The sequence below is a fragment of the Saccharopolyspora sp. NPDC049357 genome, from assembly GCF_040677225.1.
In the GTDB taxonomy this organism is placed as follows: domain Bacteria; phylum Actinomycetota; class Actinomycetes; order Mycobacteriales; family Pseudonocardiaceae; genus Saccharopolyspora.
This window is the reverse complement of sequence record NZ_JBFAQJ010000001.1, coordinates 36942-61212: the sequence shown is the minus strand read 5'-3', so window position 1 is coordinate 61212 and position 24271 is coordinate 36942. Positions and strand designations below refer to the sequence as shown.

The following is a 24271-nucleotide window of genomic DNA, read 5'->3' as shown; positions in this document are numbered from 1 at the left end:
CTCACCGACTAGGAACTCGTCGAGAGGCCGAGGCCTGGGGTGGCGAGGGCGACTCAACCTCCGCTTCGTCCGGCGGCTCACGAGGCTGTTCCGGGCTTGGCGGCGCGTGGTCGGACGTGTGAGCCGGGCTCGATGCGAACCGGCCGCGAGACCAGTCGGCCAGCCGCGCTCGCAACGAACGGCCATCGGGGTCGATCATCAGTCGGCCCAGGGGGACCGCCCACAACCGCGTTGCCGCGGACTTCGCGCGCCGGGGGTGGCTGCGCAATTGCCCACGTGGGCGAGGTGTGCTCCGCCCGGATTCGTGCCACGCGTCGAGCTCTGCTGCGGCGCTGCGCAACACCTCAACGCCTTTCTGGGGATCGGTCAGTCCCGAGTCGTCCCCGGACTCCCGTCCCAGGTGCTCTCGCCACAGCCGAAGGCGCAGTTCGCGCGCGAAGCCGGTCGCCGGTCGCCGGTCGTCGAGCACCGCTGCGGTCAGCTCGGTGTCGTAGGTCCAGGAACGGCGGTTGAGGTTCGCCGATCCCACGGCCGCCCAGCTGTCGTCCATGACGCACACCTTCGAGTGCAGGTAGGTCGGGAGTCCTCTGTCGTTCTCCAGCTCGAAGACGTCGACCCGATCGCCACCGGCCTCGTACAGCAGCTTCAGCGCCTTGTCCTGCGCGGCATCGCAGGTGGCGACTTCCACGGCGCCGCCCTTCTCGGGGTGAGCGGGCACCACGGCGACCAGGCGCAGCTCGGGTTCGCGGCGCAGTGCCGCGGCGAAGGCTTCAGCCACCATCGGTGACCAGAGGAACTGGTCCTCGACGTAGACGAGTCGCCGGGCGCGCCGGAGGGCCTTGGCGTAGCCCCTCGCGACGCTGCGTTCCCCGCTCCTGGCGAACAGGTACGGAGGGTGTTTGGTCGGGTAGGTGCGCAGCAGCTGCACCGAGTGCGGCCCGCTGCGAGCGGGTCGGGGCAGCCGTTCGGGAAGATCCTCGGCCTCGGGCTCGCCGGGGCCGAAGCGGCGCCGGAGCCGGGCGAGCGGCCCGCGCAGGCGGATCGCGGCGTCCTGCCAGCGTTCTCGGAAGCAGTGCTCGACGTCGTCGACCGCGGGGCCCCGCACCTGGAGGTGCGCGTCGTGCCAGGCCGGTCGCTCGCCGTAGCGCTCGTTGTCGATGGAGTGCTGGACGTCGCCGTCACCGCGATGTTCGTGCTCGTCCAACCGGCTCGGGCACGGGTCGATCCCGCCCAGGAACGCGATGTCGGTCTCCGGACGCCGCGGGCGCCGGATGACGAGGAACTTCTGGTGGTGACAGCCCGCCGGGCGAACTCGCTGGTCCAGCACCACGCCGGCGCCCATCTCCCGCAACGAGGAGGCGAAATCCCGGTTGGCGGAAACGAGGTCGTGGTCGAGGTCCAGGTAGGGCCACCACAGCAGCGCGTGGACCGATGCGCCCTCGCGCAGCACGCGCGCGAACTGCGCCCGCATCGTCGTTCCGGTCCCGTCGAGCCGCTTGTCCTGATCGACGATCCACGCCGAGAGGTAGACCTGGTCACCGGCGTGGACGTCGGACAGTTCGGCGATGAGCCGGGGGAAGTACTCCGCACCGTCGATCAAGGGGTGCGCGAGGTTGCCCTCGGACCACGCGACGTTGCCCGGGCCGAGGCCGTCGAGCCTCGACCACGGGTTGCCGCGCTCGGTGCGCGTCAGGAACCACTGGGCCGGGGCATCTCTGCGCGTTCCGGTCATGTGCCTGCCGGAAGTGATGGGTGTGCAGCGGATTTCGTCGGCCGCTCCTCTCGAGGTCGGAGGTGGGCTGCACGTGCTCAGAACCAGTGGGGTCGGCCGCCGATGGCGTGGCCCGTGCGGCCGGCGATGGCGAGCACGGCGCCGAGGACGACGGCGACGATGCCGAGGATCCAGATGATCTGAACACCGGTGAGGTATCCGACGATGAGGAGCACGATTCCGAGCGTGATCATGGCTTCGTCCTTTCCCGGTGGGGTGCTCGTCCTCCAGACGTACCCACCGAGATCAAGGTCTACGCATCGGTGACCGAGGAACGACGCGGAAATCGGCGGTTCACGTCGGGTCGGTCAGGTCGCGCAGGAACAGGCCGGGGGCGGGTTTGGGCGCGAACCACGTCGATTTCGGTGGCATCAGGAGGCCCGCGTCGGAGACCGCCATGATCTGCTCGACGCTGGGCGGGCGGGCTGCGAACAGCACCGCCCCGTCGGCGGGGTGGCGGCAGCTCTCGGGCGGGCCGTTGCCGCACGAGGTCGGTGAGATCCCGAGCTCGGGCAGCACTTCCTCGTCGAGCGAGACGATGTCCAGCGAGGTGCGCACGTGCCCGTCCGGGCCGCGCGGCCGCAGCTTCAGCCGGTAGACCTCGTCGGCGAAGCGCACCACCACGACACCCGGCTCCGGGATCGCCGCCGAGGACCCATCCCACCTCTCCAGCACCGCCGAGGAGCCCAGCTTCGCGAGCACCCGTGCAGCCGATTCACCGGACGCGGGAAGGCAGCGGTGGTAGCCGAAGACCCGCATCTCGTCGGCGGGGAACAGCGCGGCCAGCGTGAACGCGGCCGGGTGGTCCGGGTCGACGTGGTGGCGCGTGGCGCAGCGCTGGGCCGCGGCCATCCGGTGGTGGCCGTCGGCGATGTAGAGCGCGTCGAGGCCGCGCAGGCCCAGCTCGGTGGCCCGCGCGAGAACGGCGTCTCGGGAGAACCATGCCGTGTGCCGCGTGCCGTCTGCGGCCGTGAGGTCCACGTCGGGCTCGGTCCGGGTGACGCTCTCGGTGACCGAGCGCAGGACTCGGTCCGGGGAGTGCGCGAGAGTCACGGGCGTCCGCTCGATCCCGGACTTCGCGGTGAACTCCTCCAGCAGCCGTTCGCGGTCGGGCTGGGTGGCCTCGTGCGGCCGGATCCGACCGGCCCGGTATTCCTCGACCGAGACCTCCACGACGACACCGGTCTGCTGGTGGTTCTCGTTCGCGATGCGGTAGACGACCGCGGCCGGACCGGGCATGCGCTGGTACCGACCCGAGTCGAGCGCTTCCCGGATCTGCGTCGCACCGGCCGGGTTCTCGCCGCCACGGCGGTCCACCCGGAGGCCGCGCGGCAGCCGCGCGATGACTCCTGCGTCGGTCGCCTCGGTGCGCGGGGTGCTCATGACCGGTCGTTCGCGGGGAGGGACGGGGCGAACTCCCGGGGTTGCGGGTTCACGCAGTGCAAGGCGGTGCCCGCCTTCGCGTACTCCTCGATCACGTGCACGGCCTCGGCGGCGACGGCCGCCTGGGCTTGCTCGGTCGACGCTCCGATGTGGTGGGTGCCGCAGACGTTCGGGTGTGCGGCGAGGCGCGACCGGAAGGTGCCCGTGCCGGTGGCGGGTTCGTCGGCGTAGACGTCGATCCCGGCACGCACTCCTTTGGTGTCCATCGCCTCGATCAGCGCGTCCTCGTCGATCAGGTCGCCGCGCGCGGTGTTGAGGATGATCGTGCCGGGGCGCACCTGCGCCAGCAGCTCCCGGTCGACGAGCCGCCTGGTGGTGTCGGTGGCGGGCACGTGCAGCGACAGCACGTCGCAGGTGCGCGCGAGTTCGGGGAGGTCGTCGACGAAGGTGATCCCGATGTCCTGGGCGCGTTCCAGGGTCTGCCGGTCGCGGTCGGGCTTGGTCACGGCGTGCACCCGCGTTCCGAACGCGGCGGCGCGTTCGGCGAACGCGAGGCCGACCTGACCGAGCCCGACGACGCCGACGTCACGACCGAAGATCCCGCGCGCGTGCGAGTAGCGCTTCTTGTCCCACCTGCCGGCGCGCAGGTCGGCCACGCCGTCCGCGATGTTCCGGTCGATGGCCAGCAGCAGCGCGCACGCGAGCTCGGCGACGGCGATCGCGTTGCGCCCGGGCACGTTGCAGACGTGGATGCCCAGGCGGGAGGCGGCGTCGCTGTCGATCGTGTTGGTTCCCGAGCCGGCTCTGATCACCAGCCGCAGCGCGTGGGCGGATTCCAGCGCCTGAGCTGTGACGCGGGTGCTGCGCACGACCAGCGACTCGTACCCGGCGATCTCCGCGGGCAGTTGGTCGGCGGTCATGTCCGGCTCGTAGACGCAGTCGTGCGCTGCGGCGAGTCGGTTCCGGTGTTCCTCGGGGAAGGCGTCGGCGACCAGGATCCTCATCGGGCCCTCCAGACGATCAGCGCACCGCGCGGCGGGGTGGAGACGCGGGAATCCGTGTTGCCCATAGCGCACCTCGGTGCTAATGACGCAATGGTGCGGGTGGCGTTCCGGGTGCGTCAACATCTCGTTCAGGGCACACGTTCGATGGGAGTCGTCGCGTCAGCGATGACTGAAATCAACCCCGCCTTCGAGCGGCAGGGCTCACCGTTCCGGAATCTCGCCCGGTGGGATGTCGGCCGGGAGATGATGGGTCGCCTTGCCCTCGCCCTGTTCGGTTTCCGGTGCTTCCTCCGCGTCCGGCCTGATCCGGTCGCCGGTGCCCTCGTCGTAGGACGTGTCGTCGTCGGTGCCTGCGGCGGGGATCTGCGTCACCGGTTCACCTTCTGCCGGAGTCGGCTCGTGTTCGCCACGTGTCCCGCGCGCCATGATTACCTCCCAACACGTGCTGCTCGAACGCCCGTCGAGTTACCCGAAGGGGCGATGGCCGCAAACCAGCCCGCGTCCGCCGGCCCGGTGTTGCGGTGACGGTTTCGCGGGTAGCCCGGAGGCGATCGGCGCGAGTGCTGCTGCGCGATGGAAAAGATCGTGACTTCACCTTCGGCGGCAGGAAGGCAGGTGCGGGAGTGCGAACCGCAGCGCGGTCACAGGTCGTCGTGATCACAGGTGCGACCGGTGGGGTGGGGCGGGCCGTGGCCCGCGAATACGCTCGGCGTGCTCGGGGCGTGGCCTTGCTGGCTCGGGGTGGCACCGGGTTGAAGGCGGCTGCTGAGGAGGTCCGTGCCGCCGGATGCGCAGCGTTGCCCGTGGAGGTCGATGTCGCCGATGAGGAGCAGGTCAGCGACGCCGCCGACGAGGTCGAGGAGCGTCTGGGCCCGATCGACGTCTGGGTGAACGCGGCGTTCACCTCGGTGTTCGCACCGTTCTCGAAGATCGCTCCGGAGGAGTTCCGCCGCGTCGTGGAAGTGGACCTGCTCGGATTCGTCCACGGGACGCACGCGGCGCTGGAACGGATGCGTCCGCGCGATCGAGGAACGATCGTGCAGGTGGGTTCAGCGCTGGCCTATCGGGGAGTGCCGTTGCAGTCGGCCTACTGCGCGTCCAAGCACGCCGTGCAGGGCTTCCACGAGTCGCTGCGGTGCGAGCTGCTGCACGAGGGCAGTGGTGTGCGGGTGACGATGGTGCAGCTCCCCGCCGTGAACACGCCGCAGTTCTCCTGGGTGCTGTCGCGGTTGCCGAAGCATCCGCAGCCGCTGCCACCGATCTTCCAGCCGGAGGTGGCCGCCCGGGCCGTGGTGCACGCCGCCGACCACCCCCAGCGTCGCGAGTACTGGTGCGGGGGCAGCACCGTGGCCACCTTGATCGCCAACGCGCTCGCGCCGGGAGCTCTGGACCGCTACCTCGCCCGCTGCGGTGTCGCGGCCCAGCAGACGGACGTGGTCGCCGATCCTGATCGGACCGCGAACCTGTGGGCACCCGCCGACGGAGATTCGGGCCGCGACTACGGAGCACGGGGTGTGTTCGACGACAAGTCGAAGACCCGCAGTTGGCAGCTGTGGGCGTCGCAACGCCACGGTGCCCTGGCCCTCGCGGCGGTCGGTGCGGCCGCGTTGGCGGCTGCCGTGGCGTCGAGGCAACGGCGACTCTGACGTTCAGCCCGAAGTCACCGGCCCGAGGGCGTTTCTCGCTCGGCCACCGGCGGCGGGGTCACGACGCCAGGGAGGCTGTGAGGGAGATCGTCGTGCCCGCGAGGGCCTGGCTCACGGGGCAGTTGGCCTTGGCGTCCTCGGCTGCTTTGCGGAAGGCGTCCTCGTCAACACCGGGCACGTCGGCCTGGACCGTGAGGTGGATGCCGGTGATGCCCTCGCCCGGTGTGAAGGTGACCTCCGCTCGGGTGTTGAGCTTGGTGGGCGGCGTGCCGGCTTGGCTGAGTCCGTTCGAGAGCGCCATGGAGTAGCAGCTGGAATGGGCGGCGGCGATGAGCTCCTCGGGACTCGTCTTGCCGTTGGGCTGCTCCGCGCGGGACGGCCAGGACACCGGGTACTGCCCGATCTCGGAGGAGTCCAGGGCCACGGTGCCGGTTCCTTCCACCAGGTTGCCTTCCCAGGTGGTGTGTGCGGTGCGCGTGGTGGTCATTCCGGTTCCTTCCGTGTCGACAGAACGGGGACGCTCCCCGAGGGTGAGCGTCCCCAGCATCCGACCAAACCTGACCGCCCGCACGTCGCGCCTCGACGGTCCCGTGGTTGGCGAGGAGTCAGGTCTTGATGCCGACGGCGGCCCAGATCTTGGTCCGCTCCGGTTCCGCGAGGGTTTCGTGGGGTTCTGAGCGCCACTCCGAGCAGTACACGGCTCCGGGTTCGACGATGTCGAATCCGGTGAACAGCTCGGAGGCCTGGGCGCGGGGCCGGTAGGTGACCGGAACGCTCGTCTCGTCGAAGATCGCTTCGACCTCGCGCATCTGTTCCGGCAGGTCCTCATCGGTGAGGTGGCTGATCGCGAGCGCGCTCCCGGGGACGAGCCCCCGGCGGTACCGGGCGAGCAGGTCGGTGACGTCATCACCGACCCAGTGCAGCACCGCGGCCATCATCAAGGCGACCGGTTGCGAGAAGTCGAGCAGTCCCGCCGTCTCCGGTGCGTTGAGCACGGCTTCGGGATCGCGCAGGTCCTCCTCGATGATCGCCGTGTTGGGCTGATCCTGGAGCAGGCGCCGGGTGTGCGCGGCGGCGATCGGTTCGTTGTCCACGTAGACCACGCGGGCATCGGGGTTCATCTCGTGCGCGGCGTCGTGGACGTTGCCGACGGTCGGAACGCCCGAACCGAGGTCGAGGAACTGGGTGATGCCGCGTTCCAGGCAGAAGCGCACGGCGCGACGCAGGAATGCGCGGTTGGAGCGGACAACGGTCCGCGCGTCGGGATCGACCTCCAGCAGCTTGTGGAACGCCTCCCGGTCGGAGGCGAAGTTGTGGTCGCCGCCCAGGCCGTAGTCGTAGATGCGTGCCGGATTCGGCAGCGAGATGTTGACCTCGTGCTTCGAAAGCCCGATGGCATCACGGGAACCGGTCGGATCAGCGGACGCATCGAGGTGCTCGCCGAACCGGTGCTCTGGCATCGTTCCCCCCTGGTGGATCGTGATCGCGGGCAGCGATCTTACGCAACCGGGCACACCACCCGGGAGTGCTCCATGAGGGTGATGGTCGGCTGCGACCGGAGGGGGCGCGTCCGAATCGAAGTGGACCGGGCGGATTCGGGCTGGGTCAGCGTGGGCTCCGCCCCTCACTGGGCGTCGTGACCTCGGTCGTGCCACTCGCGCATGTGCGTGGCGTGCGTGCGCAGGTAGGCGCCGGGTTTGAAGAAGTGGTCGTAGAAGTCCAGGTCGAGGTGGTGGGCTTGGACGTAGTTGAGGATGAACACCGTTGGCACCGTTGCGGGGAACTTGCCGAAGGTGTCGAAGAGGTACTGGGCCTGGAGCGCCACGCAGGCCTTGAACGCATCGTCGTGGACCTGGGCGCTCCCCCGGAACCCGGGGCTGTCGGTCCAGGCGCCCGGCGTGTCGCGGTGGAACGGACCGCCGGGTCCGAACTTGCGTTCCGCGAAGGCCTCCACCGCCGCCCTCATGTCCGGGTGGTGAGGTGGGCAGTAGGCCTCGAAGACCCCTTCGCGGCCGGTGGGGTTGGGCGTCGACCAGCGCTCGTCCTCGTCGTAGCGGAATCCGAGGCCGGGCACGTCGGGATCGCCCGAGGCGCCGAGCATCGAGAATCGGTCGATCCCGTCGAACATCCAGCCGCCGAGTCCCATCGCCTGCAGCATCAGCACACCCGCGTAGCAGGCGGTCGCGAGCTCGGCCGTGGCTTCGGTGAGCGCGTACTGCTCGGTGAAGGTCAGCGGGAACGGCTCGTCGACGTCGACCAGTCCGCTGAACTCGTCGAGGCCGGGGATCGTGCGGTCGTTGATGTCGTCGTAGATCGCGTAGCCGTTCTGGACGAAGAAGCACAGCACGGCGATGAGGTGTTGTGCCAGGTCGGCTACCGGGATGACCAGCAGCGAGCCGGGAACGTTGACGCACCAGGTGTTGTGCCCCTCGAGGTGGGGCTCCTCGGCGGGCAGGTGCAGCCTCGCGGTCGAAAGCTGTTGTGACCGCGCGCGGTGGCGCTCGACCATCAGCTCGGGGGTGACCTCCTCGACCGCCGGGTCGACCAGTGCGCCCGCGTCGCGGGTGGGGAAGTAGTAGAGGCCCGAGTCGTCGGTGAAGAACAATTCGGCGGTGTGGAACCCGGCCGCGGAGGGGAAGGTGCGCCCGGCCGCTCCTCCGGCGTAGTTGGAGACGTGCGGTGCGTAGCGGGCGTGCCGGGTGATCGAGTGGTGCCAGCCCGTCGTGCCGCCCATCGCGCTGAGCACGAGCATCCGTTCGAGCTCCGTGAGCGAAAGGGGTTCGTGCCGGGAGCGGTAGGCGAGGGGGCCGTCGGGGATCTCGGCGCCCACGGCGAAGCGCCGGGAGCGGCGACCGAAGAGCGCTTCCACCAGCGGGAAGGCCGCTAGGTCCGCCATCGCGTCGGTTCCGGCGGGCATCCTCTGGTTGAACCTCACCACGACTGATCATCCCCGTCTCTCGGTGTCGCGGTTCAGTCCAGCGCCGGCGCGGCGAAGCGACCAGAGTCGGAGGTCATCGTTCGCAGTCCACGCTTCGGATCCCGGGTCGAGCAGCACGACCATCGGTCGGAGCAGCATCGCGAGCGCCCGCTAAGGTCTTCCCGCGTGACTACTGCTGAGCAGGTCGAGCGGCTGACGGTGCGGGTGGCGCGGTGGCGGCGGATCATGGCCCTGTGCCTCAGCCCCGTGCTCGGGGCCCTCACCTTCTTCGGATTTCCCGTGCCGCAGGCGGACGGGGCGGGGTACGCGTTCCGCGGGGTGTTGACGGTCCTCGTGCTCGGGCTGGTGTGGGTCCTGATGCTGCGGACGCGGTTGCTGCTCACGGCGGACGAGATCAGCCAGACCGCGTTCGGCGCGCCTCGGAGGCGGGTGGCGTTGGCGGAGGTAGCCGAGGTGCTGCGCGTGCGGGTCGTGGTCGCCGGGGAGGGTGGTGCCAAGACCTGGTTCTTCCTGGTCGATCGGGACCGGCGGCGGCTTTTGGCGATCCGCGAGGAGACCTACGACGGCGCGGAGCTGGCCGGCCTGCTCGAACGGCTCGGGCGCCCGGTGGTGGAGCTGCGCGGTGAGCTCACGGCCAAGGAGCTGGAGCGGCGGCGACCGGGGTTGGTGCCGTGGCACCTGCGGCATCCGGTCCTGATCGGGCTCACGGCCGGGTTCGCGATCGTGGCGCTGGCCGCGGTCGTGGCGATCGTGCTGAGCAGTTGATCAGCACGATCGCTCGCCTTCACGAGTCCTGTCCGGCTTCGGGCAGCGTGGCGATCCGCTGGGCGACGTCGACGAGATCGTGTCCGACGACGTCGGCCGGGATGAACACGTCGCTGTAGACGCCTTCGAGGCGGTCGGCCCAGCCGGTGGTGAGTCCGGCTCGTTTGGCGCCGTGGCAGTCGAACGCGTGCACGGCCACCAGGGCCACCTCGTGCGGGGCGCGGCCGATCTGGCTGAGGGCGTGGTCGTAGACGCGGACCGGCGGTTTCCAGCTGTGGACGTCGGCCACGCTGATGACCTGGTCGATGTGGTGATCGAGTGCGTTGTGCTCGAGGAATCGGGTCGTGGTCTCGGTGGTGCCGTTGCTCAGGCAGACCATGGAGATGCCCGCGTCGGCGAGCGTGCGCATGGCGGGTTCGACATCGGGGTGCGCGGGGAGTTCGTGGAACCCGGCCAGGACGTGGGCGATGGTGTCGTCGTCGAGGTCGCCGCGGGAGAGCGTCTTCAACGCTGCCGCGGCGACGGCGGGAAAGGGCTCGTAGTCACCGGCGAGGGTCAGGGCCATGCCGTCGCGCAGGAGCCGGTCGAACCAGCGCTCGACCAGTTCGGGGGCGAGTCCCGCGTCTGCGAACCGGGGCCGCAGCGGTTCCAGGGACATGAGCGTTTCGACGACGTCGAACGCCACCGTGCGAGGTCGAGTGGGCATGACTTCCTCCTGTCCCGGTGTGGTGGTCATTCAGGTGGGTTGAGGCGGATGCCCGCGAGCTGGGTGGCTTGGGCGACGAGGCGGTCGCGGCTGTCCCAGACGAAGCAGGACTCGTCGACGCGGTTGTCGTCGATGAGCTGCGCTTTGTGCAGGATTCGCACCGGGCCGGGTGCGGGCAGCGCCCGAACGTAGGCGGTGAGTTCCAGGGTGGGCACCCAGCCGGTGATCGCGATGTTCATGGTGGCGGGTGGGAAGGAGTCGACGGCGTAGAGCAGTGAGATCGGGTCGAAGTGCTCCCCCTCGGGAAGCTCGAGCCATCCGCGCAGCACGCCGGAGCCGGTCGGGGTGCCCCGGCTGAAACCGAAGTCGTCCGGATGGATGCGCAGGTCGACCTGGTCCATGATGGCCACGCCGCGAGCCCCGTTGACCGGCTCGCAGTCGTGCTGCGCGAAGGACGCCGGTTCGGGCATGCCGTCGCTCCACTGCGGAGTCGCGTCCGACGCGAGTGCTCCGATGGTGAACGTGGCTTCGACGCAGGGGGTGTCGTCCTGGGTCATGCGGGCGCGCACTTGGCTCGCCGAGCGCCCGGTTCGCAGCACCTCCGTGGCGAGGTGGACGGGACCGGGTTTGGGGGAGCTCAGGTAGTGCGCGCTGGCGGCGAGCACGTGCTGGTGCGTCGCCGACTGCGTTGCCGCGCGTCCGAGCATCGCGAGCAGGTAGCCGCCGTTGGGTTTGCCGCCGATGGTCCACTCCGGATCGGCGTCGGCGGTGTACACGCCCGGTGAGATCTCGTCGATCCGGCTGACGTCGGCGAAAGTGGTCGTGGTCATGGTCGAATCCGTTCGCTGGTGGTGCGTGTCAGTTCCGGGTCGCGTCGTCCAGGATGGCCAGGGCGTTGGTGATGCCCTGGTCGAGGATCGCATCGGAGAGGTTCGGGTCGGCCATCGCGCGGGCGAGCTGCAGCGTCCCGAAGAGCGTGGCGAAGAGGCTGAGGACTCGCGTGCGCGCCGAGTCCGGGTCGTCCGGCGCGATCCGCGCGGCGATGTCGTCGGCGATGGTCACCAGGCCGTCGGTGTAGGCCTGCTTGACGGTGTCGTCGCAGCGCGCGATCTCGTCGAGCAGGGCTGCGGACGGGCAGCCGCGCTCGGGGGCGTCGCGATGCCCGGGCGAGAGGTAGTCGCGGATGAACCGCTCGACGCCGGCCCTGTCCGGTGCGCGTTCGTCGAGCATCGCTCGTTGCCCGGTCAGCTGCTCCGCGACGACGGTCGTGACGAGGTCGTCCTTGGACGTGAAGTGCTTGTAGAAGGCGCCGTTGGTCAGGCCCGCGTCCTTCATGAGCGTGGCGACTCCGGAGCCGTCGAGGCCGTCCTGCTTGAACCGGCGGCCGGAGGTCTCGATGATCCTCCGCCGCGTGGCGTCCTTGTGCTCCTTGTCGTACCGCACCGCTCCTCCTCCGCACGTGCTGGTCCGCCGCTGGCGGTCCGTGCTAGTTTAAATGGAGTACGGTCGTAATTCAATGGCGCGTGATCTCGACGCCGGGTGAGCGCAGGAGGCAGGTCGCGATGAAGGCGTTCGTCGTCGAGTCCTACGGTGCGGACGGTCTGCGCGCGGCGGACGTGCCCGACCCGGTGCCGGGAGAGCGGGACGTCCTCGTCCAGGTCCGGGCGGCCGGGATCAACCCGTTGGACAAGATGGTCCGCAACGGCGAGTTCAAGCAGCTGCTGCGCTACGAGCGACCCTTCGTCCTCGGTCACGACGTCGCCGGTGTCGTGACGCAGGTGGGCGCCTCGGTCCGCCGGTTCGAGGTCGGTGACGAGGTCTACGCCCGGCCTCGCGATCTTCGGATCGGCGCGTTCGCGGAGTTCATCGCGATGGACGAGGACGACGTGGCGCACAAGCCCCGGTCGTTGTCGTTCGAGGAGGCCGCCGCGGTGCCGCTCGTGGCGCTGGCGGCCTGGCAGGCCCTCGTCGACCTCGCCCACGTCGAGGCCGGGCAGAAGGTCCTCGTGCACGCCGGGGCCGGCGGCTTGGGTTCGACCGTCGTTCAGGTGGCCAAGCACCTGGGTGCCCACGTCGCCACCACCGCGCGCGCCGAGAACGCCGCGGCCGTGCGGGAACTCGGCGCCGACGAGGTGATCGATTACCGGACGACGGACTTCAGCGACGTGCTCGCCGGTTACGACGTCGTGCTCGATTCGCTGGGTGGGGCCAACCTGGAGAAGTCGCTGTCGGTGCTCAAGCCGGGCGGGCTGGCGATCAGCGTGGTCGGCCCGCCCGACCCCGCCTTCGCCGAGCAACTGGGCCGCCCCGTGCTGAAGCCGGTCCTGTCGCTGATGAGCCGCAAGATCCGCAAGCAGGCCAAGAAGCTCGGGGTGCGCTACTCGTTCTTCTTCATGCGCGCCAACGGGACTCAGCTGGCGGAACTGGCCGACCTCTACGGCAGCGCAACGTTGCGCCCCGTGCTCGACCGGACCTTCCCCTTCGCCGACCTCCTGGAAGCCATGGCGCACGTCGAGCGGGGACGCGCCAACGGCAAGGTCGTCGTCACCCTGGACTGACTCGTCCGGGCTGGATCTCACGCAGTTTGGAGCTGGAAGATGACCGAGATCAAAGGTGCCGTCGCACTCGTCACGGGCGGCAGCCGCGGCATCGGCAAGGCGCTCGTGGAGGAGCTGTTCGCGCGCGGTGCGAGCAAGGTCTACGCCACGGCCCGCGACCCGAGAACCGTGACACATCCTGACGCCGTGCCGGTGCGGCTGGAGGTCACCGACCCCGACTCCGTCGCCGCCGTCGCCGAGCAGGCGGGGGACGTCACGATTCTGATCAACAACGCGGGCGGTTCCGTCGGTGTTCCGATGCTGGGCTCCTCGATCGAGGACATCCGGCGGGAGTTCGAGACGAACTTCTACGGCCCGCTGCTGGTCTCCCGCGCCTTCGTGCCGATCATCGAGCGCAACGGCGGCGGTCACGTCCTCAACGCCCACTCGGTGCTGTCCTGGTTGGGCAACGGCGGGTCCTACAGCGCTTCCAAGGCCGCCCTGTGGTCGCAGACGAACTCGCTGCGCCTGGAGCTGCACTCGCGCGGCATCGCCGTCACCGGCCTGCACATGGGGTACGTGGACACCGACATGGCCGCCGGGGTCGACGCCCCCAAGGTCAGTGCGGCCGAGGTCGCCCGGCTGGCGGTCGAGGGCATCCAGGTGGGAGCGCACGAGGTGCTCGCCGACGACCTCTCGCGGCGGGTCAAGGCAGGACTGTCCGCCGACCTGACCGCCCTGTACCCGCAGCTCGCCGGCTGAATCCCGGCCGCGCGGTCTGCTGGGCTGAGCACGATCAACCGATGTCGCGTTCCGGGGTGGGTCTGGAGCGTGGCGGTTTCGGCGGTTGCGGTGCAACGTTCAGGCGCGCGACACCGGTGGGCCAGGCGGCGATCAGGTCCGCGATACCGGATGTCCGCAGTATTCTCCCGTCTTTCCGGACAAAACTGGCGCTGACGAGGGGATCGACCTATGTTGCACCGGGTCGCGGCGGTGGCCGCAGCCGCGCTGCTCACGACGATGACGGTGACGACGGCGGTGACCGCGGCTCCAGCGGAGCCGACCGCCACCGTCACCAACATCGCCCACCGCGGGGCTTCCGCCTACGCGCCGGAGAACACCCTGGAGGCCGTCCGGCTGGGTGCCGAGATGCGGGCCGACCTCGTCGAGATCGACGTTCAGCAGACCAAGGACGAGCAGCTGGTCGTCATCCACGACACCACGCTGTCGCGCACCACGGACGTCGAGCAGAAGTTCCCCGACCGGGCGCCGTGGCGGGTCTCGGACTTCACGCTGGAGGAGATCCGCACGCTCGACGCGGGCTCCTGGAAGGACCCGCGCTACGCCGGCGCCGTCGTGCCCACCTTCGCCGAGGTCCTCGACGAGCTGGAGCTCACCGCGTCCGGCCTGTTGTTGGAGGCCAAGGCGCCGGAGCTCTACCCGGGCATCGCCGAGCGGATCGCCGGTGAGCTGCAGCAGCGTCCTCAGTGGATGCAGCCCGACCCGATGGCGCAGCACCTGGTGGTGCAGAGCTTCAACTGGGACTTCATCCGCCACTTCCACGGCCTGCTCCCGGCGGTCCAGGTGGGTGTGCTGGGTGCGCCGACCACCGACCAGCTCGCTGAGGTGGCCACCTACTCCAACCAGGTCAACCCGCACCACTCGGCCGCGACCCCGGAGTACGTCGCCGCTGTTCACGAGCACGGCATGCGCATCAACCCGTACACGGTCAACGACCCGGCCCTGATGCGGACGCTGATCGCCAACCGCGTCGACGGCATCATCAGCGACCGACCCGACGTCCTCCGCGAGGAGATCCGCAACACCACCCCAGCACCCTGACAACCGGCTCCCGCCCGGCACCCGGGAAAACCGTGGTAATCAGAAACCCGATTACCGCGGTTTTCCGGCACCCGATCACGGCGGTAATCCGGGTCCCCGATCACGGGGTGGGGCCGTCCAGGCCCGTGGTGGTCACCCGGCTTCCCGGATTTCAGAGGAAATCCGGGTTCCGAGTTCCATGGAAATCCGAGAGAGGACTTCCACTGAAATCGGGGAACCTAGCCGGCGGTGAGACACGACCACTTGCACCGAAAACCCGAGACCCCGGTCCCCGGTTGCCGCGGTGATCGGGGAAGCCGGTGTGGAACGCGGCGGTGCGGTGGTTCAGCGTTCGCCGGGTGAGTGCGGTTGTTGCGTCAGCGGTGACGCCCCGACCAGGGACGTTCTGGTCGGGGCGTCACCGGTGCAGGGGTGGGGTGGGTCAGGCGTTGTGCAGGCGGTCCCAGGGGCCGGTGATGGCGTAGAGGACGCCGGGGGTCTGGACGCTGGCGAAGAGGGTGTTGCCGTCGGGGGAGTAGACGGGGCCGCAGAACTCGCTGTACTCGGGCTCGGCGTCGGTGCCGGTGTTGATCTCGTTGCGGGCCAGCGGGTAGGTCTGGCCTTCGAAGGTCGCTCCGAACAGGTGCTGCTGCCCGTCGCCGTCCTCGGCGAGGATCAGGCCGTTGCCGCGGGAGGAGACGGTGATGTTGTCGGGGCCGTCGAAGCTGGCGCTGTCGTCCTGGTCGTACTCGAAGCGCAGCTTGAGCTCGATGGTCTGGTTGCGCGGGTTGTAGAACCACACCTGACCGTCGTGCGGGGTGCCCGGGCTGTCTTCGAGGCGGGCGTAGCTGCAGACGAAGTAGGCTCCACCGTCGCCCCACCAGGCGCCTTCGAGCTTGCGCCCGCGGGTGATCTGGTCGTCGGTGAACTGCTCGCGGATCGAGGTCGTGGCCGCGGCGCGGTCCGCCACGGCCACCCAGGTCACGCCGTAGGTGGTGCCGACCTCGGTCGCGCGGGACAGGTCGTCGACGTGCTGACCGGACTTGTCGGCGGCCTTCATCGCTTCGAAGGTGCCGTCGTCGTCGCCGAGCGCGCGGAGCTTGCCAGGGCCCAGCGGCAGTGCGGAGGCAGGCGGGGTGAAGCGGTAGAACAGGCCGTTCGGGCCCGACGCGTCTTCGGTCTGGTAGATGTGCCCGGTGTTCGGGTCGACGACGGCTGCCTCGTGGGAGAACCGGCCGAGCGCCTTGATCGGCTTCGGGTTCTGGTTCGCCTCGCGGTTGTAGGGGTCGACCTCGAAGGTGTAGCCGTGGTCGAACTGCTGACCGCTCTCACCGGCCTTGTCCTCGGTCTCCTCGCAGCTCAACCAGGTGTTCCACGGGGTGCGGCCACCCGCGCAGTTGGTGGAGGTGCCGGCCAGTGCGACGTACTCGGTGACGCGGTTGCCCTCGGCGTCGACCTCGACCACGGTGCAGCCGCCGGGGGAGACCGGGTCGTAGGTGAGGCCGTCGAGCCGGGGCACCGGGAACTCGGGGTTCTGGCTGACCTTGATCTCGTGGTTGTACACGATCACGCTGCCGCCGTCCGGGCGGATGAAAGCGGCCATGCCGTCGTGCTTCTGCGGCGTGGCTTCGCCGGATTCGAGCTTCGTCTTGCCGGCTTCGGTGACGATCTTGTAGCTGAACCCGGCGGGAAGCGACAGCAGTCCCGCGGGATCGGGTACCAGCGGCCCGTAACCGGCGGGCTGGCCGTTCTCGGCCGAGGCCGGGGCGGCGGCGGTGACTGCTCCGACGTTGCCGACGAGGGCGATCCCGATGCCGCCCAGCAGCGAGCGGTTGACGAACTGCCTGCGAGAGAGATCCATGTGCGACTCCACGTGAGAACGATCGGAACAGCCAGCCTCGTCAGTCGGCGGGTACGTTCGATGAACCCGGTAAAGCGAATGGACGTCGGCACCGCGAATTCGGCACTTGTCGAACTTCCTCGGCCGGATCCGGGTGCGGTGCGGCTCGCGTATTGACATGGACGTCAACGTCAACGAGTGTTGGTCGGGATCACGTGCCGTCACTCGTTCCGGAGGGGCTGCTTTGACCACATCCATCCCCGAGGTCGGCCATCCGGCATCGGCCTGCGACGACCCGGAATCCGTTCCCGGACAAGGCTTGTCAACCCCCTGATGTCCGCTTCCCGGGCGCGCGCCGAAGGTCGGCACCGAGGTCACGACAATGGAGTCGTGACGACAAGTGATGCCCAGGAGCGCGCGCGGGCCAATCGCCGGGAGACGTCGGGCCCTCGGCGCGAGGAGCTGCTCGCTGCCGCCGCCGCGTGCTTCGACGACCTCGGCTACACGGCGACCACGGTCGAGCTGATCGCGGCTCGGGCGCAGACCTCGCGCCCGACGTTCTACGCCTACTTGCGGTCCAAGGACGAGGCGTTCCTCGCGGTCACCGAGCAGGTCTGCGCCCAGCTCGAATCCACCCAGCAGCTAGACGGGATCGAGTCCCTCCCGCCGGTCACCGTGCTGCGGTCGACCACTCGCGCGTTCGCCGAGGCGATCTTCGCCAACGGGTCGCTCGTGGCGCAGATCGACAGCCGTGCCGGGGTCGACCCCGACGTGGACGCGCTGTGGAGCACGCTGCGGCGTCGGCTGGAGCGGCGCTTCACCAACTACCTGTCCGGGCTGGACCCGGCCACGATCGATCCCTGCGTGCCACCCCAGCAGCTGGTGTCGATGCTGAGCGACTCGATCGTCCGCGGCGCCGCCCGCCTCGGTCACGCTCCCGACGAGGACCGCGAGCAGTTCATCAACGATCACATCCGGCTCACCGAGCGCGCCGTCGGCGTCGTCGCCGACTCGCGGCCCGAACCGTAGGAGGCCCGAATGCCGTCGTCCCGCCGTGAAGAGGCTTTAGCCGAGGTCCGCCGCCTGCAGGCGGCCAACTGGCCGGAGCAGGTGCCGGGCACCGTCGTGCACCCCGTCGAGGTTCCCGCTCTGCCCGAACACCTCCGGCACTGGGCCAAGACCCGCCCGGACACCATCGCGATCTCGTTCTACGGCCGCGACATCACCTACGCCGAATACGACGAGCTGAGCGACCGCTTCGCCGGATGGCTCGGCGAACGCGGTGTGGCGGCAGGGGACCGGGTCGGCGTGTTCCTGAGCAACTGCCCCCAGTTCCTCATCGCGATGGTGGGCGTTCTCAAGGCGGGCGCGGTGCACGTGCCGATCAACCCCATGTTCCGGGGCCACGAGCTGCGGTACGAGCTGGACGACGCCGGTGTGACGGTGCTGCTGGCGCAAGATGAGTTCGCCGACCTCGTGGAATCGGTGCGCGGCGACACGCCCGTGCGGCACGTGGCCTACACCGGTCTCGCCGACCTGCTCACGGCCGAACCCGACGTGCCGGTGCCGTTCGAGCTCACCGCCGAGCGCTCGGACTGGGCCGACATCAGCGCCTCGGCGCCCGCTGAAGCGCGGCCCAGCGATCCCGACGCGCTGGCGGCGCTCAACTACACCGGCGGGACGACCGGGCTGCCGAAGGGCTGCGAGCACACCCAGCGGCACATGGTCTACACGGCGGCGACGGCCAGCGCGGCCGGCGGGACGCAGGTGGGCGATCCCGGTGTCGTGTCGCTGAACTTCCTGCCGGTGTTCTGGATCGCCGGCGAGGACTTCGGCGTCCTCAAACCGCTGGTCAACGGCCAGCAGGTCGTGCTGATGACGCGCTGGGACCCGGCCACGGCCGTCACCCTGGTCGAGCGCCACGGCGTGACCGACCTGGTCGCCACGGTCGACAACTACGTGGAGCTGATGGACGAGCCGGGTTTCGAGGGCGAGCGGCTGTCGTCGCTGCGCAACGCGCTCGCGGTCTCGTTCGTGCTGAAGCTGACCCCGGAGGTCAGGGCGGGGTGGCGGGACGCCACCGGCAGCGTCCTGAGGGAGGCGTCGTACGGCATGACCGAGACGCACACGGCCGACACCTTCACGCTCGGGTTCCAGGACGGCGATCGGGACCTGCACGCGGACCCGGTGTTCTGCGGGCTGCCCGTGCCGGGCACCGATGTGCTGATCGTCGACGACTCCGGTGATCCCGTGCCGGTCGGCACGTCGGGGGAGATCATCGTGCGGAGCCCGTCGATCCTGACCGGCTACTACGGCCGACCCGACGCGACCGCGGAGACGATCCGCGACGGCTGGCTGCACACCGGCGACGTGGGACGGCTCGACGAGTGGGGAGCCCTGCACTACCTGGCGCGCGCCAAGGAGATGATCAAGACCAACGGGATGAGCGTGTTCCCGTCCGAGGTCGAAGCCCTGCTGCGCCTGCACCCGGCGATCCGGTCGGTCTCGGTGGTGCCTCGTCCCGACCGCGCGAAAGGCCAAGTGGCGGTGGCTTTCGTGGTGGTGGACAGCAGCGCCGCGAGCGAGGACCTGCGCGCGTGGGCGAAGGACAACATGGCCGGGTACAAGGTGCCCGAATTCGTCGTCGTCGACCAGCTGCCGATGACGGCCACGGGCAAGGTGCGCAAGGGCGAACTGCTCGACCGCGCCGCAGAACTGCCCGCCGCCCGTGACCGCGCGTAGACCGAGGGGTTCGTGACGATGAAGAAGCTCCTGATCGCCAATCGCGGTGAGATCGCGCTGCGCGTCGTGCGCACCGCGCGCGAGATGAGGGTCAGCACCGTGGCCCTGTACGCGGAGGACGACGCGGACACGCCGCACGTGCACGCCGCCGACGAGGCGTTTCCGCTGGCCGGAGCCGGTCCGGCCGCCTACCTCGATCACGCGGCGGTGCTGGCCGCCGCCGCGCGGTCCGGCGCCGACGCCGTGCACCCCGGCTACGGGTTCCTCTCGGAGAACGCGGAATTCGCGCGAGCCTGCGCCGCGGCGCAGGTCGGCTTCGCAGGACCGGATCCGGCGGTCCTGGAGACCCTGGGCGACAAGGTGTCGGCCCGCGCCGCCGCGGTCGCCGTGGACGCGCCGGTGCTGCCCGCCACCGCCGGTGCCGCGACGGTCGAGGAGGTGCGCGCGTTCCTCGCCGAGAACCCGGGCGGCATCATGATCAAGGCGCTGGCCGGTGGTGGCGGGCGCGGCATGCGGGTGGTGCGCGACGCCGCTGCGGTGGACGAGGCGTACCGGGCGTGCGCGGACGAGGCCGAACTGGGCTTCGGGAACCGAGAGGTGTTCGCGGAGGCCCTGTTCGACGGTGCCCGGCACGTCGAGGTCCAAGTGGTCGCGGACGGCACGGCGGCCCTGGCGCTCGGTGACCGGGACTGCAGCCTGCAACGGCGGCACCAGAAGCTGCTCGAAATCGCTCCCGCAGCAGGCTTGGATCCGGCGGCGCGTCGTGGTGCGCACGAGGCCGCGGTGCGGTTGTGCCGAAGCCTCGGGTACCGCGGTCTGGCCACGGTGGAGTTCCTGGTGCGGGGCGAGGAGCTAGCGTTCCTGGAGGTCAACCCCCGAATCCAGGTGGAGCACACCATCACCGAGGAGATCACCGGCGTGGATCTCGTGGCCGCGCAGCTCGCCCTCGCGGACGGAGCCGGGCTGCACGACCTCGCGCTCCCGGACGGCGTGGTGGCGGACGCGTCCGGTGTTCGCGGCGAACCCGCGGCCGTCGCGAACACGGCGGTGCAGGCCCGGGTGAACCTGGAGACGATGACCGCCGACGGCGGCGCCGCGCCGACCGCGGGCACGCTCACGACGTTCACCCCGCCCACCGGGCCGGGAGTCCGCGTGGACACCTTCGGTCTGCCGGGCCTGGTCGTGAGCCCGCGGTACGACTCCCTGCTGGCCAAGGTGATCGTGCGCGCGGGAACCCGCACCACCGCGCTCGCCAAGCTCGACGCGGCCTTGGGCGAGTTCGCGATCGACGGGGCCGCCACGAACATCCCCTTCCTGCGCGCCCTGCTCGCCGACGACGAGCTGCGCGCGGGTCCCGTGAGCACCGCGTTCCTGGCGGACAACGTCGAACGACTGGTGGCCGAAGCGGGCGCGAGCACCTCCGCGCCCTCATCCGGCACCGCGTTGGAGCTGGGGCCGGGGGAGGAGGTCGTTCGCGCCCCGATGGCGGGCACCGTCGTCTCGGCCGCCGATGAAGGCGAGGAGGTTCCCGCGGGCGGCCAGCTGGCGGTGCTGGAGGCAATGAAGATGGAGCACGTCCTGTCCGCCGAACACGCGACGCGAGTGGTGCGCCCGTTGGTGCCGCCGGGCCGCACGGTGGCTCCGGGCGATCCGCTCTTGGTGTTCGCGCGGACCGACGAGGTGGAGGCCGAATCGGCCTTCGAGCTCGATCTGGACTCCTCCCGGCCGGACCTCGACGAGTTGCGCGAGCGGCAGGCCATCACCCAGGACTCGGCGCGCCCCGAGGCGGTGGCCAAGCGTCACCGCCTCGGTCGCCGGACCGCGCGCGAGAACATCAGCGATCTGGTGGATCCGGGCAGCTTCGTCGAGTACGGGTCCCTGGTGCTCGCGGCCCAGCGCAGCCGACGGTCCGAACAGGACCTGATCACCAACACTCCGGCCGACGGGCTGGTCGGCGGCGTCGCGACCATCGGCGCGGACCGGTTCGGCCGGGCGGCGGCCGAGGCCGTGGTGATCTCCTACGACTACACGGTGCTCGCCGGGACGCAAGGGATGCGCAACCACGCCAAGACCGACCGGATCCTCGGGGTGGCCCGGGATCGGGAGGTTCCCGTGGTGCTGTTCGCCGAGGGTGGTGGTGGCCGACCCGGCGACACCGACGTGGATGTCGTTGCGGGGTTGGACGTTCCGACGTTCCGCCTGCTGGGTTCGCTGCGCGGCGCTGCGCCGACGGTGGCGATCGCCTCCGGTCGCTGCTTCGCCGGGAACGCGGCCCTGGCCGGTGCCTGCGACGTGGTGATCGCGACCCCCGAGGCGAACATCGGCATGGGCGGGCCCGCGATGATTTCCGGCGGTGGGCTGGGGGAGTACCGGCCCGAGGACATCGGCCCCATCGACGTGCAGCGCCGCAACGGTGTCGTCGACCTGGTCGCCAGGGACGACGAGCACGCCGTCGACCTGGCGCGCCGGTACCTGGCGTACTTCCAGAGCCCGCTGACCCCGGGCGAGGGCGTCGAGTGGCAGGCGCCCGATCCGCGGCTGGCCCGGCACGTGGTGCCCGAGAACCGGTTGCGCGCGTACGACGTCCGCAGCGCCATCGACGCCATCGTCGACGTGGACTCGGTGCTGGAGCTGCGCCCGGACTACGGCGTGGGCATCGTGACGGCGTTGGTCCGGGTGGAGGGCGTGGCGCACGGCCTGGTGGCCAACAGCAGTCACCACCTGGGCGGCGCGATCGACGCCGAGGCGGCGGACAAGCTGGCCGACTTCCTGACGCTCTGCGAATCGGGCGGGTTGCCGATCGTCTCCCTCTGCGACACACCGGGATTCATGGTGGGACCGCAGGCGGAGGAGGACGCGACGGTCAAGCGCTTCGGCGAGCTGTTCGTGCTCGGCGCTCGCCTGACGGTGCCGTTCGGCGCGGTCGTGCTCCGCAAGGGCTACGGGCTGGGCGCGATGGCGATGACCGGCGGCTCCTTCCGGGCCCCGCAGTTCACCGTGGCCTGGCCGACCGGTGAGATCGGCGGGATGGGTCTGGAGGGATCGGTCCGGCTGGGCTACAGCAAGGAGCTCGCAGCCGCACCCGACGAGGCCGCACGGCAGCAGCTCTACGACAGCCTGGTCGCCGAGGCCTACGAGCGCGGCCGCGCGCTGCGCGCGGCCACCACCTTCGAGCTCGACGACGTCATCGACCCGGCCGACACCCGCCGCTGGATCAGCACGCTCCGGCCCCGCGACTGACCCCTGCGAGGTGCTGAGGCGCAACAGGTCGGGGAGACTGTCCGTTCGAGGTTGCTCAAAAGCACTGCGGGCGAACCCGGCTCGGGCGGGGATCTGACCTATTGAGACACCGCATGTATCAATCCGGCGGAAACATGTATTTCACCTTCGTGATTCAGGCGCTTACGGTTCGGTAGATCTCAGATTCACGTGGTCTCACCAACGTCTCTTCCAGCTTGGATTCGAGGGCAAAGCAATGAGCAACCCACTGAGTGGGGAGTCGGACTCGCGGCCATCGGCCGCGGGGACCGGGACCGCGGAGCACTCCGCCGCCGCGGCTGCGGAGCAGAAGGGCGATGCTCTCGACTCCGCTGGCAAGCGCCACTGGTGGCTCTTGGCCCTGGGACCGGTGGCCGGCCTGGTGCTGGCTCTGGTCCTGCCGTCCTCGTTGCCCTTCGAGGGCCGTGCGGTGGCCGGTTGCGCGCTCTGGATGGCGATCTGGTGGATGACCGAGGCCGCCCCCATCCCGGTGACCTCGTTGCTGCCCTTGGTCCTGTTCCCGATGTTCGGCATGGCCAGCATGAAGGAGGTCGCGGCTCCCTACGCGGACTCGGTCGTCTTCCTCGTGCTGGGCGGCGTCATCCTCGGCCTGGCCACGGAGAAGGCCAACCTGCACCTGCGCGTGGCGTTGCTGACCATCCGGGCCGTGGGCACCCGGCCTGCTCAGATCGTGTTCGGTCTGATGGCCGCATCCGCCTTCATCTCGGCCTGGGTGTCCAACACCGCGACGGCCGTGATCATGGTGCCGATCGCGGTGTCCATCCTGCGGTTGGTGCGCTCGGTCGACGAGCAGGCCGCGGGCAAGAAGTTCGCCGCGTCGATGCTGCTGGGCGTCGCCTACGGCGTGACCATCGGATCGACCGCGACCCTGATCGGGCAACCTCCGATGGCCCTGATGAAGGCCTACCTCGGCAAGGCCCACGACTTCGACCTGCAGTTCGGCCACTGGATGCTGGTGGGCGTTCCGTGGGCGATCGTCCTGCTCTTCGTGGCCTGGCTCGTGCTGACCAAGCTGGTCTTCCGCGCCGAGGTGGACGAGATCCCCGGCGGTGCCGAGATGATCCGGTCCGAACTGGCGAAGCTCGGACGCATGACCACGCCGGAACGCCGCGTGGGCACCATCTTCCTGTTCGCGATCTCGTTCTGGGTCTTCGTGCCCTTCATCGCTGACATCCCGGTCGTGGCGCAGGCCTTGCCGTTCCTCGGCAGGATCTCCGACACCCAGGTCGCCATGGCCGCCGCCGTCGCCTGCTTCCTGGTTCCTGCGGAGAAGCGCTCCGCCAACGGTGACGGCACTCCGCTCCTGCGCTGGTCCGCGGCCAAGGAGATCCCGTGGGGCTTGCTGCTGCTGTTCGGTGGCGGTTTGTCGCTGTCGGCGATGTTCACCGCCACCGGCTTCAGCGAGTGGCTCGGCCGGCAGGTCGGCGGCCTCGTCGGCGTGCCGTCCTGGCTGGTGCTCCTCGTTGTCGTCGTCGTCAGCCTCGCGCTGACCGAGCTCACGTCGAACACGGCCACCGCGGCCGCGTTCTTCCCGATCTTCGGTGCCGTGGCCGTCGGCCTGGGCCTGGACCCGCTGTTCATGACCATCGCGGTGACCCTCGCGGTGTGCTCGGCCTACATGCTGCCGGTGGCCACCCCGTCGAACGCCGTGGCCTTCGGCTCGGGCGAGGTCTCCATCAAGCAGATGGTCCGGGCCGGCGTCTGGCTCAACGCGCTCTCGCTGGTGCTGATCATGCTGGTCATGTACACGCTGGTGCCGCTGCTGTTCGGCTCCGCCCTGTAGCGGTGGCGGATGTCCCGTGCGGCACTCCGCGGGAACTTCGTCGCGGGGGTCTCCCG

General features: G+C 69.9%; 21 protein-coding genes. 9 read left to right on the top strand and 12 right to left on the bottom strand.

Going from position 1 to position 24271, the window contains the following annotated elements; translation table 11 throughout:
- Position 1 precedes the first annotated feature (1 nt).
- The 5 genes from AB0J91_RS00255 to AB0J91_RS00235 form a co-directional block, all read right to left on the bottom strand.
- Positions 2-1732 carry a phospholipase D family protein gene (locus tag AB0J91_RS00255; RefSeq protein WP_363862219.1) on the bottom strand — a complete coding sequence of 577 codons (1731 nt, stop codon included), beginning with the start codon at positions 1730-1732 and terminating at the stop codon, positions 2-4.
- Between the two features lie 77 nt (positions 1733-1809).
- Positions 1810-1965 (bottom strand): hypothetical protein, encoded by a 156-nt coding sequence (locus AB0J91_RS00250; protein ID WP_363862216.1) that lies wholly within the window; start codon positions 1963-1965, stop codon positions 1810-1812.
- Between the two features lie 100 nt (positions 1966-2065).
- Positions 2066-3154, bottom strand: a complete 1089-nt coding sequence (locus AB0J91_RS00245) for a DUF1015 family protein (protein WP_363862213.1) — start codon at positions 3152-3154, stop codon at positions 2066-2068.
- A complete protein-coding gene (locus AB0J91_RS00240; protein ID WP_363862211.1) occupies positions 3151-4158 on the bottom strand; it encodes an NAD(P)-dependent oxidoreductase in 1008 nt (335 codons plus the stop codon). Before AB0J91_RS00240 ends, AB0J91_RS00245 begins: the two co-directional genes overlap by 4 nt.
- Before the next feature lie 201 nt (positions 4159-4359).
- Positions 4360-4530: a hypothetical protein gene (locus AB0J91_RS00235; RefSeq protein WP_363862208.1), complete on the bottom strand. Its 171-nt coding sequence runs from the start codon at positions 4528-4530 to the stop codon at positions 4360-4362.
- Between the two features lie 251 nt (positions 4531-4781).
- On the opposite strand from AB0J91_RS00235, the gene AB0J91_RS00230 reads away from it, so the two are divergent.
- On the top strand, positions 4782-5804 hold the full coding sequence (locus tag AB0J91_RS00230; RefSeq protein ID WP_363862206.1) for an SDR family oxidoreductase: 1023 nt from the start codon (positions 4782-4784) through the stop codon (positions 5802-5804).
- A gap of 58 nt (positions 5805-5862) precedes the next feature.
- On the opposite strand, the gene AB0J91_RS00225 is transcribed toward AB0J91_RS00230, so the two are convergent.
- From AB0J91_RS00225 to AB0J91_RS00215, 3 genes are all read right to left on the bottom strand, one after another.
- Positions 5863-6291 (bottom strand): OsmC family protein, encoded by a 429-nt coding sequence (locus AB0J91_RS00225; protein ID WP_363862203.1) that lies wholly within the window; start codon positions 6289-6291, stop codon positions 5863-5865.
- A 118-nt stretch (positions 6292-6409) separates the two neighbouring features.
- On the bottom strand, positions 6410-7264 hold the full coding sequence (locus AB0J91_RS00220) for an SAM-dependent methyltransferase (protein ID WP_363862200.1): 855 nt from the start codon (positions 7262-7264) through the stop codon (positions 6410-6412).
- A 164-nt stretch (positions 7265-7428) separates the two neighbouring features.
- Positions 7429-8721, bottom strand: a complete 1293-nt coding sequence (locus tag AB0J91_RS00215) for a hypothetical protein (protein WP_363862197.1) — start codon at positions 8719-8721, stop codon at positions 7429-7431.
- A 186-nt stretch (positions 8722-8907) separates the two neighbouring features.
- On the opposite strand from AB0J91_RS00215, the gene AB0J91_RS00210 reads away from it, so the two are divergent.
- Complete coding sequence (locus tag AB0J91_RS00210; protein ID WP_363862194.1) at positions 8908-9507, top strand: hypothetical protein; 600 nt, start codon at positions 8908-8910, stop codon at positions 9505-9507.
- 19 nt (positions 9508-9526) lie between these two features.
- Here AB0J91_RS00210 and AB0J91_RS00205 read toward each other — a convergent pair whose 3' ends face one another.
- The 3 genes from AB0J91_RS00205 to AB0J91_RS00195 are packed head-to-tail and all read right to left on the bottom strand — an operon-like array spanning position 9527 to position 11656.
- Positions 9527-10213: a haloacid dehalogenase type II gene (locus AB0J91_RS00205; RefSeq protein ID WP_363862191.1), complete on the bottom strand. Its 687-nt coding sequence runs from the start codon at positions 10211-10213 to the stop codon at positions 9527-9529.
- A gap of 26 nt (positions 10214-10239) precedes the next feature.
- Positions 10240-11043 carry a thioesterase family protein gene (locus AB0J91_RS00200; protein ID WP_363862188.1) on the bottom strand — a complete coding sequence of 268 codons (804 nt, stop codon included), beginning with the start codon at positions 11041-11043 and terminating at the stop codon, positions 10240-10242.
- A 28-nt stretch (positions 11044-11071) separates the two neighbouring features.
- Positions 11072-11656, bottom strand: a complete 585-nt coding sequence (locus AB0J91_RS00195) for a TetR/AcrR family transcriptional regulator (protein ID WP_363862185.1) — start codon at positions 11654-11656, stop codon at positions 11072-11074.
- 80 nt (positions 11657-11736) lie between these two features.
- On the opposite strand from AB0J91_RS00195, the gene AB0J91_RS00190 reads away from it, so the two are divergent.
- From AB0J91_RS00190 to AB0J91_RS00180, 3 genes are all read left to right on the top strand, one after another.
- Entirely contained in the window at positions 11737-12771 is a 1035-nt protein-coding gene (locus AB0J91_RS00190) for an NADP-dependent oxidoreductase (protein ID WP_363862182.1), read from the top strand.
- A 39-nt stretch (positions 12772-12810) separates the two neighbouring features.
- Positions 12811-13512 carry an SDR family oxidoreductase gene (locus AB0J91_RS00185; protein ID WP_363862179.1) on the top strand — a complete coding sequence of 234 codons (702 nt, stop codon included), beginning with the start codon at positions 12811-12813 and terminating at the stop codon, positions 13510-13512.
- 210 nt (positions 13513-13722) lie between these two features.
- Positions 13723-14592: a glycerophosphodiester phosphodiesterase family protein gene (locus tag AB0J91_RS00180; protein WP_363862176.1), complete on the top strand. Its 870-nt coding sequence runs from the start codon at positions 13723-13725 to the stop codon at positions 14590-14592.
- Positions 14593-15013: 421 nt separating this feature from the next.
- Here AB0J91_RS00180 and AB0J91_RS00175 read toward each other — a convergent pair whose 3' ends face one another.
- Positions 15014-16432: an alkaline phosphatase PhoX gene (locus AB0J91_RS00175; RefSeq protein ID WP_363862173.1), complete on the bottom strand. Its 1419-nt coding sequence runs from the start codon at positions 16430-16432 to the stop codon at positions 15014-15016.
- A 369-nt stretch (positions 16433-16801) separates the two neighbouring features.
- Here AB0J91_RS00175 and AB0J91_RS00170 point away from each other — a divergent pair, with 369 nt between their 5' ends.
- The 4 genes from AB0J91_RS00170 to AB0J91_RS00155 all read left to right on the top strand — a co-directional run bounded on the left by AB0J91_RS00170 (position 16802) and on the right by AB0J91_RS00155 (position 24215).
- The gene (locus AB0J91_RS00170; RefSeq protein ID WP_363862170.1) at positions 16802-17440 is read left to right on the top strand and encodes a helix-turn-helix domain-containing protein; all 639 of its coding nucleotides are present in this window, start codon (positions 16802-16804) and stop codon (positions 17438-17440) included.
- Positions 17441-17449: 9 nt separating this feature from the next.
- Positions 17450-19153: an AMP-binding protein gene (locus tag AB0J91_RS00165; protein ID WP_363862167.1), complete on the top strand. Its 1704-nt coding sequence runs from the start codon at positions 17450-17452 to the stop codon at positions 19151-19153.
- 18 nt (positions 19154-19171) lie between these two features.
- Positions 19172-22393, top strand: a complete 3222-nt coding sequence (locus AB0J91_RS00160) for a carboxyl transferase domain-containing protein (RefSeq protein ID WP_363862164.1) — start codon at positions 19172-19174, stop codon at positions 22391-22393.
- Positions 22394-22628: 235 nt separating this feature from the next.
- The gene (locus AB0J91_RS00155) at positions 22629-24215 is read left to right on the top strand and encodes an SLC13 family permease (protein WP_363862160.1); all 1587 of its coding nucleotides are present in this window, start codon (positions 22629-22631) and stop codon (positions 24213-24215) included.
- Positions 24216-24271 lie beyond the last annotated feature (56 nt).

What these genes read in the sequence shown, in the direction of transcription:
- AB0J91_RS00155 (WP_363862160.1), top strand. Translation starts at nt 22,629, where the DNA reads ATGAGCAACCCACTGAGTGGGGAGTCGGACTCGCGGCCATCGGCCGCG.
- AB0J91_RS00205 (WP_363862191.1), bottom strand. Translation starts at nt 10,213, where the DNA reads ATGCCCACTCGACCTCGCACGGTGGCGTTCGACGTCGTCGAAACGCTC.
- AB0J91_RS00250 (WP_363862216.1), bottom strand. Translation starts at nt 1,965, where the DNA reads ATGATCACGCTCGGAATCGTGCTCCTCATCGTCGGATACCTCACCGGT.
- AB0J91_RS00255 (WP_363862219.1), bottom strand. Translation starts at nt 1,732, where the DNA reads ATGACCGGAACGCGCAGAGATGCCCCGGCCCAGTGGTTCCTGACGCGC.
- AB0J91_RS00240 (WP_363862211.1), bottom strand. Translation starts at nt 4,158, where the DNA reads ATGAGGATCCTGGTCGCCGACGCCTTCCCCGAGGAACACCGGAACCGA.
- AB0J91_RS00215 (WP_363862197.1), bottom strand. Translation starts at nt 8,721, where the DNA reads ATGCCCGCCGGAACCGACGCGATGGCGGACCTAGCGGCCTTCCCGCTG.
- AB0J91_RS00180 (WP_363862176.1), top strand. Translation starts at nt 13,723, where the DNA reads ATGTTGCACCGGGTCGCGGCGGTGGCCGCAGCCGCGCTGCTCACGACG.
- AB0J91_RS00185 (WP_363862179.1), top strand. Translation starts at nt 12,811, where the DNA reads ATGACCGAGATCAAAGGTGCCGTCGCACTCGTCACGGGCGGCAGCCGC.
- AB0J91_RS00225 (WP_363862203.1), bottom strand. Translation starts at nt 6,291, where the DNA reads ATGACCACCACGCGCACCGCACACACCACCTGGGAAGGCAACCTGGTG.
- AB0J91_RS00220 (WP_363862200.1), bottom strand. Translation starts at nt 7,264, where the DNA reads ATGCCAGAGCACCGGTTCGGCGAGCACCTCGATGCGTCCGCTGATCCG.
- AB0J91_RS00245 (WP_363862213.1), bottom strand. Translation starts at nt 3,154, where the DNA reads ATGAGCACCCCGCGCACCGAGGCGACCGACGCAGGAGTCATCGCGCGG.
- AB0J91_RS00160 (WP_363862164.1), top strand. Translation starts at nt 19,172, where the DNA reads ATGAAGAAGCTCCTGATCGCCAATCGCGGTGAGATCGCGCTGCGCGTC.
- AB0J91_RS00165 (WP_363862167.1), top strand. Translation starts at nt 17,450, where the DNA reads ATGCCGTCGTCCCGCCGTGAAGAGGCTTTAGCCGAGGTCCGCCGCCTG.
- AB0J91_RS00175 (WP_363862173.1), bottom strand. Translation starts at nt 16,432, where the DNA reads ATGGATCTCTCTCGCAGGCAGTTCGTCAACCGCTCGCTGCTGGGCGGC.
- AB0J91_RS00200 (WP_363862188.1), bottom strand. Translation starts at nt 11,043, where the DNA reads ATGACCACGACCACTTTCGCCGACGTCAGCCGGATCGACGAGATCTCA.